At 67.0% G+C, this 16,575-nt stretch carries 13 protein-coding genes; 10 read left to right on the forward strand and 3 right to left on the reverse strand.

All coding sequences use genetic code 11. The features are described from left to right. Positions 1-38: 38 nt before the first annotated feature. The 3 genes from AB4Y99_RS01200 to AB4Y99_RS01210 all read right to left on the reverse strand — a co-directional run bounded on the left by AB4Y99_RS01200 (position 39) and on the right by AB4Y99_RS01210 (position 3,547). Complete coding sequence (locus AB4Y99_RS01200; RefSeq protein ID WP_441522090.1) at positions 39-1,436, reverse strand: alginate export family protein; 1,398 nt, start codon at positions 1,434-1,436, stop codon at positions 39-41. Positions 1,437-1,584: 148 nt separating this feature from the next. Next, the gene (locus tag AB4Y99_RS01205; RefSeq protein WP_038362037.1) at positions 1,585-2,238 is read right to left on the reverse strand and encodes a hydrolase; all 654 of its coding nucleotides are present in this window, start codon (positions 2,236-2,238) and stop codon (positions 1,585-1,587) included. A gap of 295 nt (positions 2,239-2,533) precedes the next feature. Beyond that, positions 2,534-3,547, reverse strand: a complete 1,014-nt coding sequence (locus AB4Y99_RS01210) for a LysR family transcriptional regulator (RefSeq protein ID WP_441522091.1) — start codon at positions 3,545-3,547, stop codon at positions 2,534-2,536. A 108-nt stretch (positions 3,548-3,655) separates the two neighbouring features. On the opposite strand from AB4Y99_RS01210, the gene AB4Y99_RS01215 reads away from it, so the two are divergent. The 10 genes from AB4Y99_RS01215 to AB4Y99_RS01260 all read left to right on the forward strand — a co-directional run bounded on the left by AB4Y99_RS01215 (position 3,656) and on the right by AB4Y99_RS01260 (position 16,565). Further along, positions 3,656-4,492, forward strand: a complete 837-nt coding sequence (locus tag AB4Y99_RS01215; RefSeq protein WP_441522092.1) for an alpha/beta hydrolase fold domain-containing protein — start codon at positions 3,656-3,658, stop codon at positions 4,490-4,492. Positions 4,493-4,542: 50 nt separating this feature from the next. Then, positions 4,543-5,742 (forward strand): efflux RND transporter periplasmic adaptor subunit, encoded by a 1,200-nt coding sequence (locus AB4Y99_RS01220; RefSeq protein ID WP_112764160.1) that lies wholly within the window; start codon positions 4,543-4,545, stop codon positions 5,740-5,742. Between the two features lie 77 nt (positions 5,743-5,819). Then, entirely contained in the window at positions 5,820-8,999 is a 3,180-nt protein-coding gene (locus AB4Y99_RS01225) for an efflux RND transporter permease subunit (protein WP_441522093.1), read from the forward strand. A 381-nt stretch (positions 9,000-9,380) separates the two neighbouring features. After that, positions 9,381-10,538 carry an ABC transporter substrate-binding protein gene (locus AB4Y99_RS01230; protein ID WP_133561566.1) on the forward strand — a complete coding sequence of 386 codons (1,158 nt, stop codon included), beginning with the start codon at positions 9,381-9,383 and terminating at the stop codon, positions 10,536-10,538. A gap of 90 nt (positions 10,539-10,628) precedes the next feature. Beyond that, positions 10,629-12,452 (forward strand): ABC transporter permease, encoded by a 1,824-nt coding sequence (locus AB4Y99_RS01235; RefSeq protein WP_038362045.1) that lies wholly within the window; start codon positions 10,629-10,631, stop codon positions 12,450-12,452. Positions 12,453-12,462: 10 nt separating this feature from the next. Continuing rightward, positions 12,463-13,368 carry an ABC transporter ATP-binding protein gene (locus AB4Y99_RS01240; RefSeq protein WP_441522094.1) on the forward strand — a complete coding sequence of 302 codons (906 nt, stop codon included), beginning with the start codon at positions 12,463-12,465 and terminating at the stop codon, positions 13,366-13,368. A gap of 9 nt (positions 13,369-13,377) precedes the next feature. Next, on the forward strand, positions 13,378-14,112 hold the full coding sequence (locus tag AB4Y99_RS01245) for an ABC transporter ATP-binding protein (RefSeq protein ID WP_441522095.1): 735 nt from the start codon (positions 13,378-13,380) through the stop codon (positions 14,110-14,112). Beyond that, positions 14,109-14,885 carry a VOC family protein gene (locus AB4Y99_RS01250; RefSeq protein ID WP_441522096.1) on the forward strand — a complete coding sequence of 259 codons (777 nt, stop codon included), beginning with the start codon at positions 14,109-14,111 and terminating at the stop codon, positions 14,883-14,885. The genes AB4Y99_RS01245 and AB4Y99_RS01250 overlap by 4 nt, the downstream gene beginning before the upstream one ends. 11 nt (positions 14,886-14,896) lie before the next feature. Continuing rightward, the gene (locus AB4Y99_RS01255; RefSeq protein WP_441522097.1) at positions 14,897-15,943 is read left to right on the forward strand and encodes a putative FMN-dependent luciferase-like monooxygenase; all 1,047 of its coding nucleotides are present in this window, start codon (positions 14,897-14,899) and stop codon (positions 15,941-15,943) included. 10 nt (positions 15,944-15,953) lie between these two features. Continuing rightward, entirely contained in the window at positions 15,954-16,565 is a 612-nt protein-coding gene (locus AB4Y99_RS01260) for a CMD domain protein (protein WP_441522098.1), read from the forward strand. The last annotated feature ends 10 nt before the right edge of the window (positions 16,566-16,575 follow it).

Genomic DNA, 16,575 nt, shown 5'->3' on the forward strand with positions numbered 1-16,575 from the left:
TGGGGAGATGGGTTCGAGAGAAGCGAAGGACGGCATGGTCAGAATCGATAGTTCGCCATGACACCGACGAGCTTGATGAGCTGAGCCGGGCCGGTCTCCYGAATGAACGTTCCCGGATCGAAGACGCCGACCGAGGCTGCCAGGTTGAGCTCCGGGGTGGCCTGCCAGGCGACGGCGATCTCGGCCTGCGTTCCGATGAAGCGCGCATCGCTGCCCCTGCCGCTTCGTACGAGCGCCCCCGAGATCGCGTAGATGCCGTCCCCGGTGCTCTGTCGCCAATAGGCCGACCCCGACAGCGACAGCTCGACGTCCTTGCGCGGATGGATCGTGATGGAGGGCCGAAGCTGGATCAGGTTGCGCGGCCCGATCGGCGACTGGGACACGAAGTACTTGCCCCTTGGAAAGAGGGGATTGAGCGTTCCCAGTTTCGGATCGTCCGGATCGTCGTCGCCCGAAATCACGTCGGCGGCGAGCCTGAGGTCGGGCTGCAGCGGAGCCTGGGCAAAGCGATAGCCGATCTCGCCRCCGACGCCCCATGCCGCCCTGCGGTGGCCTGCGAACGTTCCGTTCTGAACGGCGGCCTCGATGTTCCAGTATGAGGAGCCGGTGTCTCCGAATATGCGGGTGCCGAAAGTGTGGACCAGCTCTTTCCCCGTTCCCTGATCGTAGATCGCGTTCCGATCTCGCAGCCCCAGATAGTAGACGTCGAAGCCTTTCGCTCGACCATCTCCCAGCCATTGCGTCGCATAGACGCCCCAGAGGGATTTCTGGGTCGACGTCCGATCGTCGAAACTGTCGAGCCGGTTGTCGACCGGACGAACGGCGAGAGCCGTAACCTGCCGGGTCGGGGCCGTCAGAGACATGTCGAAACCGTCGAAGGCCTGAGGGATATTGGGACCGTAGCGCGTGTCGACGAAGCGCCCCGCGCCCAGCGAGATCAGCTTGCGACCTGCCGACATCCGCAGCGAGGTCGCCTCCGCGACATCCGCCTCCACCTCGACGAAAGCCTGCAGCATATCCGCACCGGTCGTATCGACGGGGCGCTTGGTGCGGCGCACGCCCGAGATCCCGGAGATGATGGGCTGGGCGAACAGGCGCAGCTTCCCGACATGGAAATCGGCATAGGGCATGAAGCGATGCCAGACATAGCCGTCGTGCGGCGCTTCACCCCAACGGGGATTGGCATAGCCTTCGTAGCGCGATCGGATTTCGAGGCCTGTCGTGAGATAGGCCGATCCATCCGTGCTCAGGGGGATGTATTTGAACGGCTCCGTCCACCGCCCCGTCCGCCGGTCGGGGTCTGCGAGATAAGACCAGCTTTCGGGGTAACGCTCGATCGTCAAGGTCGGGGCGCGGCCGATATCGGTCCCGACCTGTGCCTCGACCTGTGTCGCACCGACGATCATCGCGACGACGAAGCCCCGGATCGACGTCACCGGCAGTCGCCAGCCGCTCCCGCTGGAGCGACGCGATCGATGCTCGGCGTGCCCACGTCCGGCCGAGCGTTGAGATGGGATGACGGATCCCGACAAGCATTCAACTGAAGCGGAATGCATCGCGCGGGATCTCGTCATCCCGCTTCGATCAGCCGGCGGCCTTCGGCGCCGGCGTGTTGAGCAGCTGCTGCTCCCACAGATAGGCGATGCCGCTGCCGCCGAAGTGATCGATCAGAATCTGTGTCAGCTCTTCGACGTGCTCCGTGCGTGCCCAGTCGCGCTGCCATTCGCCGGCGAGCGCCATCACCGTCATCGGGTTCGCGCCGGCCGCGATCATTCGCTGAATGGCCACTTCGTGAGATTCCTTCGAAATGCCGCCCGACGCGTCGGTGATCACGGTCACGTCCCAGCCTTCGCCGGCGGCCTGGATGACAGGCATTGCGACGCAGACTTCGGTCCACAGGCCGGCGATGATCAGCTGCTTGCGGCCGGTCGCCTTGACGACGCTCACGACATTCTCGTCCTCCCAGGTGTTCACCCAGGTGCGATCGATGACGTCCTGACCCGGAAATACGTCGGTGATCTGCTTGAAGAGAAGGCCACCGCGCGCCGCGATCACGCTGGTGAGAATGGTCGGAACATCGAAGGCTTTCGCGAGCTTCGCAAGAGCCGTTGTATTGTTCACGACCATATGAGGGTCGTGGCTGTTCAGGTTGGCAAGCTGATAGGGTTGATGGTCGATCAGAACGAGAACCGAGTCTTCGGGACGAAGGAGCGAGTTCAGGCCGTTGCGGAAGGTCATTTCCAATCCTTCTACTGAGATCATCGGTGGTGTGAGTGCGTGCGAAGCCCTGTAGCGCCGGGCTCACGGCGCATTTCTGCCGTTCCATCCGGCGTCTCGGTAGTCTCACCGGGCGCGAAACTGTGTCCTGCAAGGAGGAACGCCAGCGGGGAGACCGAGGATCTGCAAAGGATTGTTGGGATCGCGATGGCGTAGGCGTGTCGATGGCCGCGCAGACTGGCTGTGAGATCGGCCGTCAGATTGATGCCGGTCCGCTCCGCGACTGCATCCGCAAGGTCGCTGGCGGCGAGGAAAGCTACGCGCTGCTGTTCGAAGAGAGCTGACGGGCCTTCGGCGGCATCGGCGTAGGTATTGCTGGAAGAATCTCCGGCAGGCAGCCGGGCAGGGAGTCGGCGTTGCGCGACAGGACCAGTTCCTCGCGCGCGAASAGCTCSGCCAGCCARTCGACGAAGACRCGCACCTTGTTGCTGAGATGRCGGTTCGGCGGATAGACGATGTGCAGCGGCTTCGGCGCTGCGCACCAGTCCAGCAGCAGCGGCACGAGCCGCCCATCGGCGATCGGCACGCGGGCCATGAAGGTCGGCAACTGCATGATGCCGTGGCTGGCGAGCCCGGCGGCGAGATAGCCCATGCCGTCATTGAGCGCGATCGTGTAGCGCCCGCTGAGCTCGATCGTCTCGTTCTGGTTCTGGTAGATCAGCGGCAGCACCCGGCCGCCGAGCGCCGGCCGATAGGCGACGATCTGGTGGCCATCCTCGATATCGCGCGGATGGACCGGYGTGCCGAAGCGCGCCAGATAGTCCGGCGTGGCGCAGGTGATCAGTTGCATCTCGCCGATCCGCCGCGCGATCAGGCTCTGGTCGACGATCTCGCCGGCCCGCACGGCGCAGTCCAGGTTCTCGCCGATCAGGTCGGCCGGCCGGTCGCTCAGGCCGAGATCGAGCTGGATGTCGGGATAGCGCGCATGAAACTCATGCAGCGCGGGGATGATGACCGAGACTGCCAGCGACGAGCTGCRATCGACTCGCAATCGCCCGCTCGGCCGCGCCTGCGCCAGCGTCAGACTCGCGTCGAGCTCCGAGAGTTCGTCGAGCAGGCGTAGCGCCCGCTCGTAATAGGCCGCGCCATCCATGGTCACGGTCACGCGCCGCGTCGTCCGGTTGAGCAGCTTGGCGCGCAGATGCCCCTCCAACTGCTGGATCAGCTTGGTGACGGTCGGCTTCGGCATGTCCAGAAGATCGGCGGCACGCGTGAAGGTCCCGGTCTCGACGACCCGCACGAAGGCCCGCATCGCGGCAAGCTGGTCCATACGCCCTCGGATTATTTCCGTACGTGAACAATGAATAAGCAAATAGCGTATTTATTCGGAAATGCCGATTCACTATTTCGTGCTGCAACGCAACAGCGAGGGTGCGCCATGCCCGCGATCGCCGCGCAGAAACTGCAACCGGTCCTTTCCGTCTTCTGGCGGGAGGAAACCCTGAGCGCCCGTGGAGAGAGCTTCACCGGCCGGCTCTACGTGCCTGCCGAGGTGCCGGAGAATGCCGGGCTCGTGCTCCATCTGCATGGCGGCCACTTCAACAGCGGCTCGCCGGCCGAGGGGCAGGCCGTCGCCACGGCGCTGACGGAAGCCGGCGCGGTCGTGTTCTCGCTCTCCTATCCGCTCGCGCCCGTACAGCGCTTCCCCGAAACGCTGGAGCGCATCTATGCAGCGTTCGAGGCGCTCGCCAGGGGGCGCAATCGCTGGGCGACGCGCGGCGCACCGCTCTACATCGCCGGCGAGGAAGCCGGCGGCAATCTTGCCGCGGCGCTGGCCATGATGGCGCGCGATCGCGGCGGCCCGGCGCTCGCCGGCCAGATCCTGTTCTCGCCGATGCTCGACGCCTGCCTGGGAACCGCTTCGCTGCGCGGCGCGCAGGCGGGCCCGGTCGGTTGCCGCTGGGCCGATGGCTGGGCCGATTATCTCGGCACGCCCGAGCGCGCCGCCCATCCCTATGCCGCCCCGCTCCAAGCGACGCGCCTCGCCGGCCTGCCGCCGGCTCTGTTGATCAGCGGCCAGGACGACCCGATGCGTGACGAAGCCGCGCAATACGCCGATCGTCTCGGCCAGGCCGGCATCGCCGTCCGCCATGTCGAGTTCAACGCGCCGACACGTTGGCCCCAAGCCTATGCGGACGCGGCGCAGGAAGGCTCCTGTCTCTGCAAGAGCTGCGGCGAGATCGCCGCCTTCTACGAACGGACCGCGCCCTCCTAGCGCTCTCCTTTTTCGAACCCCCACAGCATTTTCAAGGAAGGACCGAACCCATGATTCCGGGAACGAACCGTCGTGGCCTTTTGGCCGGCCTCACCGCCTCCGTCGCCCTGACCGCTGTCGCAGTCTTTGCGCTCTCCGGCACCCGCGCGCAGGGCGATACCGCCCCCGCGGCTCCGCCCGCCATCCCCGTCTCCGTCGCGACCGTCGAAGCCCGCGAGATCGTGCCCTGGGCCGAATTCTCCGGCCGGCTGGAGGCGATCGAGCGCGTCGAACTGCGCTCGCGCGTCGCCGGCGTCGTCGAAGCCGTGCATTTCCGCGAGGGCAATCTGGTCAAGCAGGGCGACCTGCTCGTCAGCATCGACCAGGCGCCCTATCTGGCCGATCTGCAGCGGGCCGAGGCGCAGGTGCAGGGCGCGAAGGCCAGGGTGGCGCTCGCCGAAAGCGAGAACGAGCGCGGCCAGCAATTGCTGGCGACCCGCAACCTCTCCCAGCGCGATATCGATACCCGCATCAACAATCTGCGGGAGGCTCAGGCCAATCTCCAGGTCGCCGAGGCCGCCCGCCGCACGGCGCAGCTCAATCTCGATTACACCCAGATCCGCGCCCCGATCAGCGGCCGCATCGGCCGACTCGACGTCACCGTCGGCAACCTGATCGCGGCGGGTGGGCAGGTGCTGACCTCGCTGCTCTCGGTCGACCCCATCTACGCCGCCTTCAATGCCGACGAGCGCAGCGTGCTCGATGCATTGGCCTCGCTGCCGGATGGTTCGCGCGCGCTGGAGCAGATCCCGGTCAGGCTCTCCACCGCGACGGCGCAGCCCGCGCAGTTCAGCGGCAAGCTGCACTTCGTCGATAACGGCATCGACGGCGCCAGCGGCACGGTCAGGGTGCGCGCCAGGCTCGACAACCCCGACGGCAAGCTGATGCCCGGCCAGTTCGTCCGGGTCCAGCTCGGCCAGGCCAAGGCCGAGCAGCAGCTCGTCATCAACGAGCGCGCCGTCGGCACCGACCAGAACAAGAAGTTCGTCTTCGTGGTCGGTGACGACGCCAAGGCTACCTGGCGCGAGGTCTCGCTTGGCGCCGCCCATGACGGCCTGCGCGTCGTCACCGCCGGCCTGAAGCCCGGCGAGCGCATCGTCGTCAACGGGCTCCAGCGCGTGCGCCCCGGCGCGACGGTCGCCCCCGAGCTCGTCTCGATGGCCGAGAAGACCGAGCTCAGGAAGCCCGCGACCGAACTCGCACAACGCTGACATCAACGATCGGCTGCGGGTGCCGCGAGACGGGCCCGCAGCCGCAAGCATAAGCCGCTCGAAAGGGGGCGCTATCCATGAACCTCTCGAAATTCTTCATCGACCGGCCGATCTTCGCGGCGGTCCTCTCCGTTCTGATCTTCCTGGCAGGGTTGCTCTCGATCAGGGCCCTGCCGATCTCGGAATATCCCGAGGTCGTCCCGCCGACGGTCGTCGTGCGGGCGCAGTATCCCGGCGCCAGCCCGCGCGTGATCGCCGAGACGGTGGCGACGCCGATCGAGGAGCAGATCAACGGCGTCGAGGGCATGCTCTACATGTCGAGCCAGGCGACGACGGACGGCGTCATGACGCTGAACGTCACCTTCCGCCTCGGCACCGACCCGGACAAGGCCCAGCAGCTCGTCCAGAACCGGGTCAGCCAGGCCGAGCCGCGCCTGCCCGAGGAGGTTCGCCGGCTCGGCGTCACCACGGTCAAGAGCTCGCCGGACCTGACGATGGTGGTGCACATCACCTCGCCGAACGGCCGCTACGACATGACCTATCTGCGCAATTACGCGGTGCTGAACGTCAAGGACCGGCTCGCTCGCATCGACGGCGTCGGCCAGGTCCAGCTCTTCGGCTCGGGCGACTATTCGMTSCGCGTCTGGCTCGATCCGCAGAAGGTCGCCGAGCACGGGCTCTCGCCCGGCGACATCGTGCGCGAGATCCGTGCCCAGAACGTCCAGGCCGCGGCCGGCGTCATCGGCGCCTCGCCCAATGCGCCGGGCCTCGACCTCCAGCTTTCGGTGAACGCCCAAGGCCGTCTCCAGACCGAGGAGCAGTTCGGCGAGATCATCGTCAAGACCGCCGCCGACGGCGCGGTCGTCCGGCTGAAGGACATCTCCCGCATCGAGCTCGGCGCCGCCGACTATGCGCTGCGCTCGCTGCTCAACGGCAAGTCGGYCGTCGCCGTGCCGGTCTTCCAGGCGCCGGGCTCGAACGCCATCGCGATCGCCGACCGCGTCCAGGAGACGATGCGCGAGATCAAGCAGAACATGCCCGAGGGCGTGGACTACTCGATCGTCTACGACACCACCCAGTTCGTGCGCGCCTCGATCAAGGCGGTGATCTCGACGCTGCTGGAGGCGGTCGCGCTCGTCGTGCTCGTCGTCATCGTCTTCCTGCAGACCTGGCGCGCCTCGATCATCCCGCTCGTCGCGGTGCCGATCTCGGTCGTCGGCACCTTCGCGGTGATGTATCTCCTCGGCTTCTCGATCAATGCGCTCAGCCTGTTCGGGCTGGTGCTCGCCATCGGCATCGTCGTCGACGACGCGATCGTCGTGGTCGAGAATGTCGAGCGCAATATCGAGAACGGGCTCTCGCCGCGGGAAGCGACGTACAAGGCGATGCGCGAGGTCTCCGGCCCGATTATCGCGATCGCGCTGGTGCTGGTCGCGGTCTTCGTGCCGCTCGCCTTCATCTCGGGCCTGACCGGGCAATTCTACCGCCAGTTCGCGCTGACCATCGCGATCTCGACGGTRATCTCSGCGATCAACTCGCTGACCCTGTCGCCGGCYCTGGCCGCGCTCCTACTCAAGGGCCACCATGCCCCGAAGGACGCGCTGACGCGGGTCATGGACAAGCTGTTCGGCTGGTTCTTCCGCGCCTTCAACCGCTTCTTCAACCGCTCGTCGGAGGCCTACGGCGGCGGCGTGCGCCGGGTGATCTCGCATCGCGCGGTGATGCTCGCGGTCTATGTCGTCATGCTCGGAGCGACCGGCGTGCTGTTCAAGGCGGTGCCGTCAGGCTTCGTGCCGGGCCAGGACAAGCAGTATCTCGTCGGCTTCGCCCAGTTGCCTGATGCCGCGACCCTCGACCGGACGGAGGATGTCATCCGCCGCATGGACGAGATCGCGCTGAAGCACCCAGGCGTCGAGAACGCGATCTCCTTCCCCGGCCTCTCGATCAACGGCTTCACCAACTCGTCCAACTCCGGCATCGTCTTCGTCGGCCTGAAGCCCTTCCATGACCGCAAGGACCCGTCCTTGAGCGGCAACGCCATAGCGATGCAGCTCAACAAGGAATTCTCGGGGATCAAGGAAGCCTTCATTGCGATGTTCCCGCCGCCGCCCGTGCAGGGCCTCGGCACGATCGGCGGCTTCAAGCTGCAGATCGAGGATCGCGCCGGCCTGGGCTATGCCGCGCTCGACGAGGCGACCAAGGCCTTCATGGCCAAGGCCGCGACCGCGCCGGAGATCGCCGGCATGTTCTCGAGCTTCCAGGTCAACGTTCCGCAGCTCTATGCCGATATCGACCGCACCAAGGCCCGCCAGCTCGGCGTGCCCGTGACGGAGGTCTTCGACACGCTGCAGACTTATCTCGGCTCGACCTATGTCAATGACTTCAACCGCTTCGGCCGCACTTACACCGTGCGCGTCCAGGCCGATGCGCCCTTCCGCGCCCTGCCTGAGCATGTTGGCCAGCTCAAGGTGCGCTCGAACAACGGCGACATGATCCCGCTCAGCGCCGTGCTGAATGTGCGTGCCGATTCCGGGCCGGAGCGCGCGATGCGCTATAACGGCTTCCTCTCGGCCGACATCAATGCCGGCGCGGCGCCGGGCTTCTCCTCGGGGCAGGCGCAGGCCGCGGTCCAGCGCATCGCCGACGAAACCCTGCCCAAGGGCTTCGCCTTCGAATGGACCGAGCTGACCTATCAGGAGATCCTGGCCGGCAATTCGGCGGTGATCGTCTTCCCGGTGGCGATCCTGCTGGTCTTCCTGGTGCTGGCGGCCCAGTACGAGAGCATGACTCTGCCGATCGCGATCCTGCTGATCATCCCGATGGGCCTGCTCGCGGCTCTGACCGGCGTCTGGCTCTCGGGCGGAGACAACAACGTCTTCACCCAGATCGGCCTCGTGGTTCTCGTCGGACTATCCGCCAAGAACGCCATCCTGATCGTCGAATTCGCGCGAGAGCTCGAATTCGAAGGCAAGACACCGATCGAGGCCGCGATCGAGGCCAGCCGCCTGCGCCTGCGTCCGATCCTGATGACCTCGCTCGCCTTCGTCATGGGCGTGGTGCCGCTGGTGATCTCGACCGGGGCCGGTGCCGAGATGCGGCAGGCGATGGGCGTCGCGGTCTTCGCCGGCATGATCGGCGTCACCGCSTTCGGCATCTTCCTGACSCCGGTCTTCTACGTGCTGATGCGGAAGCTGGCCGGCAACCGCCCGCTCGCCCGGCACGATATCGAGGCCCCGGCCTTGCAGGCTGCCGAATAAGCAAACGAAGAGCCCGCCTCCGGCCACCCGGCCGGAGGCGGTTTCGTTTGCGCCGTCTCAGCGAGAACGCCGCTGCACGGTGAGATGGGCGATCACGGTCGAGCCGCCCCGCGCGCTTCACAGCGGGGTCGATACGGTCGGAATGGTTCGTCGCGGCGATCACGGTGATGATGGTTCGTTTTAACGAACTTTTCTGTTGGCCGGCATTTGATCTTGGAAGCCATTCGAGAGAAATTAGCTAACAAATAGCGTCGCTTCGTCCGGCGTTGGATCATTATTCTCCGTGAGGTTGTTCCTTTAAAAGAACGTTTTCTTGACCGCCGCTCCGATCGGGCGCAGCTTTTCGGGCAGTTCGATTTTCTGAATGCTGTGGAGCGCATTGTGATCAATCGTCGTCTTTTTCTGGCTGGCGGCTCGGCTTTGGCATTGGCCGTTGGTGCTGGAAGCGCCGGGGCGGCGGAGGCCGCGGGCGAGCCGATCTATCTTGGCGTGAGCGGTCCGCTGACCGGTCCCAATGCTCAGTACGGCGCGCAGTGGAAGCAGGGTTTCGACCTCGCGCTCGACCAGATCAACGGCTCCGGTGGCATCAAGGGGCGGCCCCTGCGCTACCTCTTCGAGGACACGCAGAGCGACCCCAAGCAGACGGTCGCGGTCGCGCAGAAGTTCATTGCCGACAAGCGCATCGTCGCCGAGCTCGGCGATTTCTCCAGCCCGGCTTCGATGGCGGCCTCGCCGATCTATCAGCGGGCGGGCCTCCTGCAGTTCGGCTTCACCAATTCTCATCCCGACTTCACCAAGACGGGCGATTTCATCTGGAGCAATTCGGTCAGCCAGGCCGAGGAGCAGCCGCTCAACGCCGCCTTCGCGGTGAAGCGGCTCGGCTTCAAGCGCATCGCGGTGCTGCACCTCAACACGGACTGGGGCCGCACCAGCAAGGACCATCTCGTCACGGCCGCCAAGGCGCTGGGCGCCGAGGTCGTCGCCACGGAAGGCTATCTGCCGGAGGAGAAGGATTTCCGCTCGACCCTGGTGCGCGTCCGCGACGCAAAGCCCGACAGCCTCTTCCTGGTGTCCTATTATGCGGATGCCGCGCTGCTCGTCCGGCAGGCGAGGCAGACCGGGCTCACGGTTCCGGTGGCGGCGGCGAGTTCGATCTACTCGCCGAAATTCGTCGAGCTCGGCGGCGATGCGGCCGAGGGCGTGTTCACCTCGTCGCGCTTCTTCCCGGAGGATCCGCGGCCCGAAGTGCAGACCTTCGTCCAAGCCTTCAAGGCGAAATACGACAAGGAGCCGGACGCGTTCAATTCCTACGCCTATGACACCGTCATCCTGTTCGGACAGGTGCTGCGCGAGGCGCCGGATCTGGAGCGCAAGACCATCCGCGACACGTTGGCCAAGGTGAAGGACGTGCCGAGCGTGATCTACGGCAAGGCCAGCTTCGACCCGGCGACTCGGCGCGTCGCCGGCGCCAAGAGCGCCGAGCTCGTGGTGAAGAATGGCCGCTTCACGCTGTGGGACGGCCAGAAAGTCACCAACTGAGAGACCGCACGGCTTCGGGGCACAGCGTCGCCGCGGCGGCGCTGCGTGGCCGATGCCGTTCACTGTTCGCCGCCGCGCTGAAGCATCGCCATGACCTCCTGGTTCGACCACACCATCAACGGCCTGATCATCGGCAATATCTACGGGCTGCTGGCCGTGGGTCTTGCCCTGATCTTCGGCGTCAGCCGGCTGATCAACTTCGCCCATGGCTCGGTCTATGTCGTCGGCGCCTATGTCGGCTGGGTCGCTGTCTCGGTGCTGCAGACGCCCTTTCCGTTGACGCTGGCGATCGTGGTGATCGTCACCGCCGCGCTCGGCGTGGTGATCGAGCGCTTCGGGATCCGCCCGCTGGCGGGTGCGCCGCGGATCGCACCGCTGCTGGCGACGATCGGGCTCAGCTTCGTGCTCGACCAGACGGTGCAGATCCTGTTCAGCCCCGATCCGCGTGCGGTCCCGATGCAGGTGCCGAACTGGCGCATCGCGATCGGCGGCGGCTCGATCGGCGTGCTCGACCTGTTGATCGCCGGCATCGGCATCAGCGCCGCAGCGGCCCTGTTCGGTTTCCTGAAGCTGTCGAAATGGGGCTGGGCCGTGCGGGCGACGGCGCTGGACCGGGACGCCGCTCGGGCGATGGGCGTCGATGTCGACCGGGTCAACAGCATCGTCTTTGCCATCGCCTCGGCTCTGGGCGGCGTCGGCGGCGTGCTGGTCGGCATGTATTACAACGTCATCACCCCGACGATGGGCTTCGAGGCGACGCTGAAGGGCATCGTCGCCGAGGTCGTGGGCGGCGTCGGCAATGTGCCGGGCGCGATCGTCGGCTCGCTGCTGCTCGGGCTGGTGGAGAGCTATGGCGTGGCGCTGCTCGGCACCAGCTATCGCAATCTCTTCGCCTTCGTCCTGTTGATCGCGATCCTCGTCATCCGGCCGAACGGCCTCTTCGCCAGCCGGCGCCAGCTCCCGCCCGAGCCGATGACCGGCACCTTCGTCGCGCCGAGCAAGCCGGTCAGGCTGCCGCCGCTGCTGATCGCGGCGCTGGCCGCGCTGGCGATCGCTCTGCCGCTGATCGTCGACAACGGCTATCTCATCCAGACGCTGACCAATGCCTGGCTCTATGCGCTGCTGGGCCTGAGCATCACGCTGGTGGCCGGCACAAGCGGGCAGGTCTCGCTCGGCCATGCCGCCTTGCTCGCGATCGGCGGCTACACCTCGGCGCTGCTCGCCTCCAATCTCGGCTGGCCGGTCTGGCTGACGCTGCTGATCGGCGGTTTCGCAGCCGCCGGCATCGGCACGCTCCTCGTCTCGCCGGCCTTCCGCCTGCGCGGGCACTACGTCTCGATTGCCACGCTCGGCATCGGCGAGATCGTGGCGCTGGTCATCCTGAACTGGGAGAGCGTCACGCGCGGGCCCATCGGCGTTGCCGGCATCCCGCCGCTCTCGCTCTTCGGCCGCGACCTCTACGACACCAACGCGATCTACTGGTTCGCCTTCGCCCTGATGGCGGGGCTCGCGCTGCTGCAGCTGCGCCTGCTCCGCTCGCATCTCGGCCGAACGCTCAGGGCCGTGCGCGACGACGATGTCGCGGCGCGCTCCTTCGGCATCGGGCTCGAACGCTACAAGGGCCTCGCTTTCGCCTTCGGCGGCTTCTTCGCCGGGATCAGCGGCGCCTTCACCGCGCATATGTATTCCTACATCAACCACGAGACCTTCAACACGCAGATCTCCGTGCTGGCACTGACCATCGCGATCCTCGGCGGCATGGGCAATGTCGGTGGCGCGATCCTCGGCTCGCTCGCCCTGATCGGCCTGCCCGAGATCTTCCGTGTCGCGGCCGAGTACCGCATCCTGTTCTACGGCATCGCGCTGCTGCTGCTGGTGCGCTTCCGGCCGCAGGGCCTGCTCGGAACCGTCTGAGGAAATGCCGGTGACCGCTCATTTTCCTGTTTCGAGCCTGCCCGCCGCAAAACCTCTTCTGGAGGTAAGCGGGCTGACGCGCCGCTTCGGTGGCCTCACCGCCGTCGCCGGACTCGACCTTAAAGTGGCGGAAGGCGAGTTCGTCAGCGTCATCGGGCCGAACGGCGCGGGCAAGACGACCGCGTTCAACCTGATCAGCGGCCTCGACAAGCCGGACGAGGGAACGGTCCGGTTCGACGGTGCGGACATTGCCGGCCGGCCGCCCGAAGCCATCGCACGGGCCGGGCTGCTGCGCACCTTCCAGCACGGCCGGGTCTTCGCCAATCTCAGCGTCGCCGACAACGTTCTCGTCGGAGCCCACCGGCGGCTGAAGGCCGTGCGTCCGGACTGGCCGGTCATCGGCCCGCTGGCCGAACTGGCGCTGGCGCTGGTCCGGCCCGCCTCGGTCAAGCGCGAGGAAGAGGCGCTGCGCGAGGAGGTCCACGAGATCCTGGCGATCTTCGGTGACAGGCTTTTGCCGCGCATCGACCAGCCGGCCTACAGCCTATCCTACGCCAACCGCCGCCGCGTCGAGATCGCGCGGGCCTTGGCGGCGCGCCCGAAGCTCCTGCTGCTCGACGAGCCGACGGCGGGGATGAACCAGACCGAGACGGCCGAGATGCTGGAGATTTTGGCCGGGCTGAAGGCGCGCGGCCAGACGATCCTGCTGATCGAGCACAAGCTCGACATGGTGATGCGGCTGTCCGACCGCGTCGTGGTGCTGGACGACGGCAAGACCATCGCCGAAGGCCTGCCGCAGGCGGTGCGGAACGATCCGGCGGTGATCGAGGCCTATCTCGGCCATGGCGGCGTCGGGGCGGCCTCACCGGCCGGTTCGCCGGCGTCGGCGGTCGAACGCGCCACTGTCCAGGCCTGAGGTGCTGCGATGAGCGACGAAACCCCGATTCTCGAACTCAGGGCCATCGACACCTATTACGGTCCGGTGCAAGCGCATTTCGGCCTCTCGCTGCATGTCGCGAAGGGCGAGGCGGTCTGCCTGCTCGGCGGCAATGCCAGCGGCAAGTCGACGACGATGAAGATCATCCTCGGGCTGGTGAAGCCTGCTGCCGGCGASGTGCTCGTCGACGGCGTCTCGACGCTGAAGCTCAAGACGCCGGAGATCGTGCGCCTCGGCGTCGGCACCGTGCCGGAGGCGCGCCGCCTCTTTGGGGCGATGAGCGTGCGCGAGAACCTGCTCATGGGTGCCTTCGTGCGCGACGACAAGGCCGGCATCGCCGCCGATCTCGACCGCGTGCTCGGGCTGTTCCCGCGCGTCGCCCAGCGGCTCGACCAGCAGGCCGGAACCCTGTCGGGCGGCGAGCAGCAGATGGTGGCGATGGCGCGGGCGCTGATGAGCAGGCCGCGCGTGATCATCATGGACGAGCCGACCATGGGGCTCTCGCCGCTCTGGGTCGAACGCGTGCTGGAGCTGATCCGCGACATCAACAGGCAAGGCGTTGCCGTCTTCATGGTCGAGCAGAATGCCAGCCTGGCGCTGCAGATCGCCCATCGCGGCTATGTGCTGCAGACCGGCCGCATCGTTCTCGAAGGCAAGGCCGCCGATCTTCTGACCGATACCCGGATCAGGGATGCCTATCTCGGCGGCGCGGAGGCGGCATGAGCTTGAACGACACGACCCGGCAGACCCTGAGGGCCGACCATGCGGTGATCGTCACCGACGATCTCGACCGGTCCATCGCCGCGTGGCGGGAGCGCGGCTTCACCGTCGAGCCGGGCGGCACCCATCCGCGCGGCAGCGTCAACGCGCTGATCTCCTTCGCCGACGGCGCCTATATCGAGATCATCGCCTTCCCGCTCCCGCAGGAGGATTTCTTCTGGTGGCGCGTGCTGCAGAAGGACGGGGAGGGGCCGATCGATCTCGCCCTGCTGCCGGAGGATCTCGACGCCGTGCTGGATCGGGCCGCCGAGGTTGAGCTCGGCTACGGGGCGCCGCAGGATGGCGGCCGCAAGCGCCCCGACGGCGAAACGCTGGTCTGGCGCACGGCGCGGCCGGCCGGGACCGACCTGCCGTTCTTCTGCTCGGACGTCACGCCGCGCGCGCTGAGAGTGCCGGCAGCGCCGCGTCACACCAATGGCGCGACCGGCCTTGCCACGATCAGCCTGGCCGTGAACGATCTCGATCGGTCTTCGCGGCGCTGGTCGGCCCTGATCGGCCAGCCGGCCCAGCCCATCGGTCCGCAACCGGGCTTGGAGGCGGTGGCCACGAGCCTCGAGCTCGGCGGGACCCGGCTGATCCTGCTGGCGCCGGAGCGTGCCGGCAGCGGCATCGTGGCGAGCCATCTCGCGCGGCGGGGCGAAGGTCTGTTCGGCCTCTCCTTCGCCGGCACCGATCCAGCCATTTCCTACAGCAAGGCTTCGGCCGGTATCTCTTGAAAGGTCTCGCCATGGCCGGCAAACGCATCGGCTTCTTCACCCGTCTGCTGGACGACGCGCCTGCCGGCGAGCGCTATCGCCTTGCGGCCGAGCAGATCGTCCATGCCGAGCGCCATGGCTTCGACAGCGCCTGGGTCGCTCAGCATCACTTCCATCGGGACGAGGGCGGCCTGCCGTCGCCGCTGCCCTTCCTGGCCTTCGTCGCGGCCCGCACCAGCCGCATCCGCCTCGGCACCGGCATCATCATCCTGCCGATGGAGGACCCCGTGCGCATCGCGGAGGACACCGTCACGGTCGACCTTCTGTCGGGCGGGCGCCTCGAGGTCGGGCTCGGTACTGGCACGACGCCCGAGACCTTCCTCGCCTTCGGCATCGAAAAGGGCGAGCGCGCCGACGTCTTCGCGCGCAAGCTCGACATGCTGCACCGCGCCTGGAGCGGGGCAGAACTCGGCCATCCGCAGAACCGGCTCTATCCGGCTGCCGACAACCTGCAGGAGCGCACCTGGCACGCCACCTTCTCGGTTGCCGGCGCCGAGCGGATCGGCAAGGCCGGCGCGGGGCTGATGCTCTCGCGCACGCAACCGCGCAGCCCGGAGCGGCCCGACGCAACGCTGCCCGAGATCCAGAATCCGATCGTCGACGCCTATCTCGCCAATCTCCCGTCAGGCATCGCCCCGCGGATCATGGCCTCGCGCTCGCTTTTCGTCGCCGACAGCCGCGTTGAGGCCCTGAGACACGCCGAGCGTGGCCTGAACGCCGTGTTGGAGCGCTTCGTCGCCAGTGGCCACCGGCTCGCCGATCGCAGTCTCGCCGGCCTCATTCGCTCGCTCGACACCCATGTCGGAGCGCCGGATGACGTGATCGCGTCGCTGCAGGCCGATACGGTGCTGCCCCGCGCCACCGACGTGGTCTTCCAGGTCCATTCCGTCGATCCGCCGCATCCGCTCGTGCTGCGCTCCATCGAGCTCACGGCCGAAGCGGTCGCTCCCGCGCTGGGCTGGAAAGAAGCCCCCTCGCAGCAGCCCGTCCGGCTGCGCCCGCTCACTGCGACCGCATGAGGCTTTGACCATGACCGATCACGCTACCGCTGCTGCGGACATCCTCGATACGCTCGCCAAGGTCTCCGGCGGCTCGCATCTCGACGCGCTTCGCCGCGAGCGATCGCAGACGCGCGACAATGTGCAGGCGAGCTATGCCGCCTTGTTCGAGGCCGGCGACAAGGCGAGCGTCACCCTCGACGAGCGACTGGCGGTGGCCGCCTTCGTCGCGCTTCTGCACGAGGATGGGCCGTCATCCGACCATTACCTCGGGCTGCTGCGGGCGCAGCCGGCTGGGGAAGCTCTGGCGAATGCGACGCAGGCGATCGCCGAGCGGGCGCGCACCACCGGCCCCTATGGCGCCTATCCGGCCGGACCTCTCTCGATCGAAGATCTTGCGGGGCCGGAGCTTGCGCTCGAACCCGCCGAGCGGGACGCGCTGGGCGAACGTCTCGCGGCCGCGCTCCTCCATACGCACCGGCTCGTTTTCCATCCGCGCGATGCCCAGGCTCAGCATTTGGCCGCGCTGCAGCAGGTCGGCTGGAGCACGGCCGCGATCGTCACCCTTTCGCAGATCATCGCTTATCTCGCCTTCCAGATCCGCGCGGCCCACGGCCTGCGCGTTCTGGGCGCGGCCGCCTGAACCGAGGAGC

The sequence above is a fragment of the Allobosea sp. TAB14 genome, assembly GCF_052113865.1.
GTDB classification, from domain to species: Bacteria; Pseudomonadota; Alphaproteobacteria; order Rhizobiales; family Beijerinckiaceae; genus Allobosea; species Allobosea spartocytisi.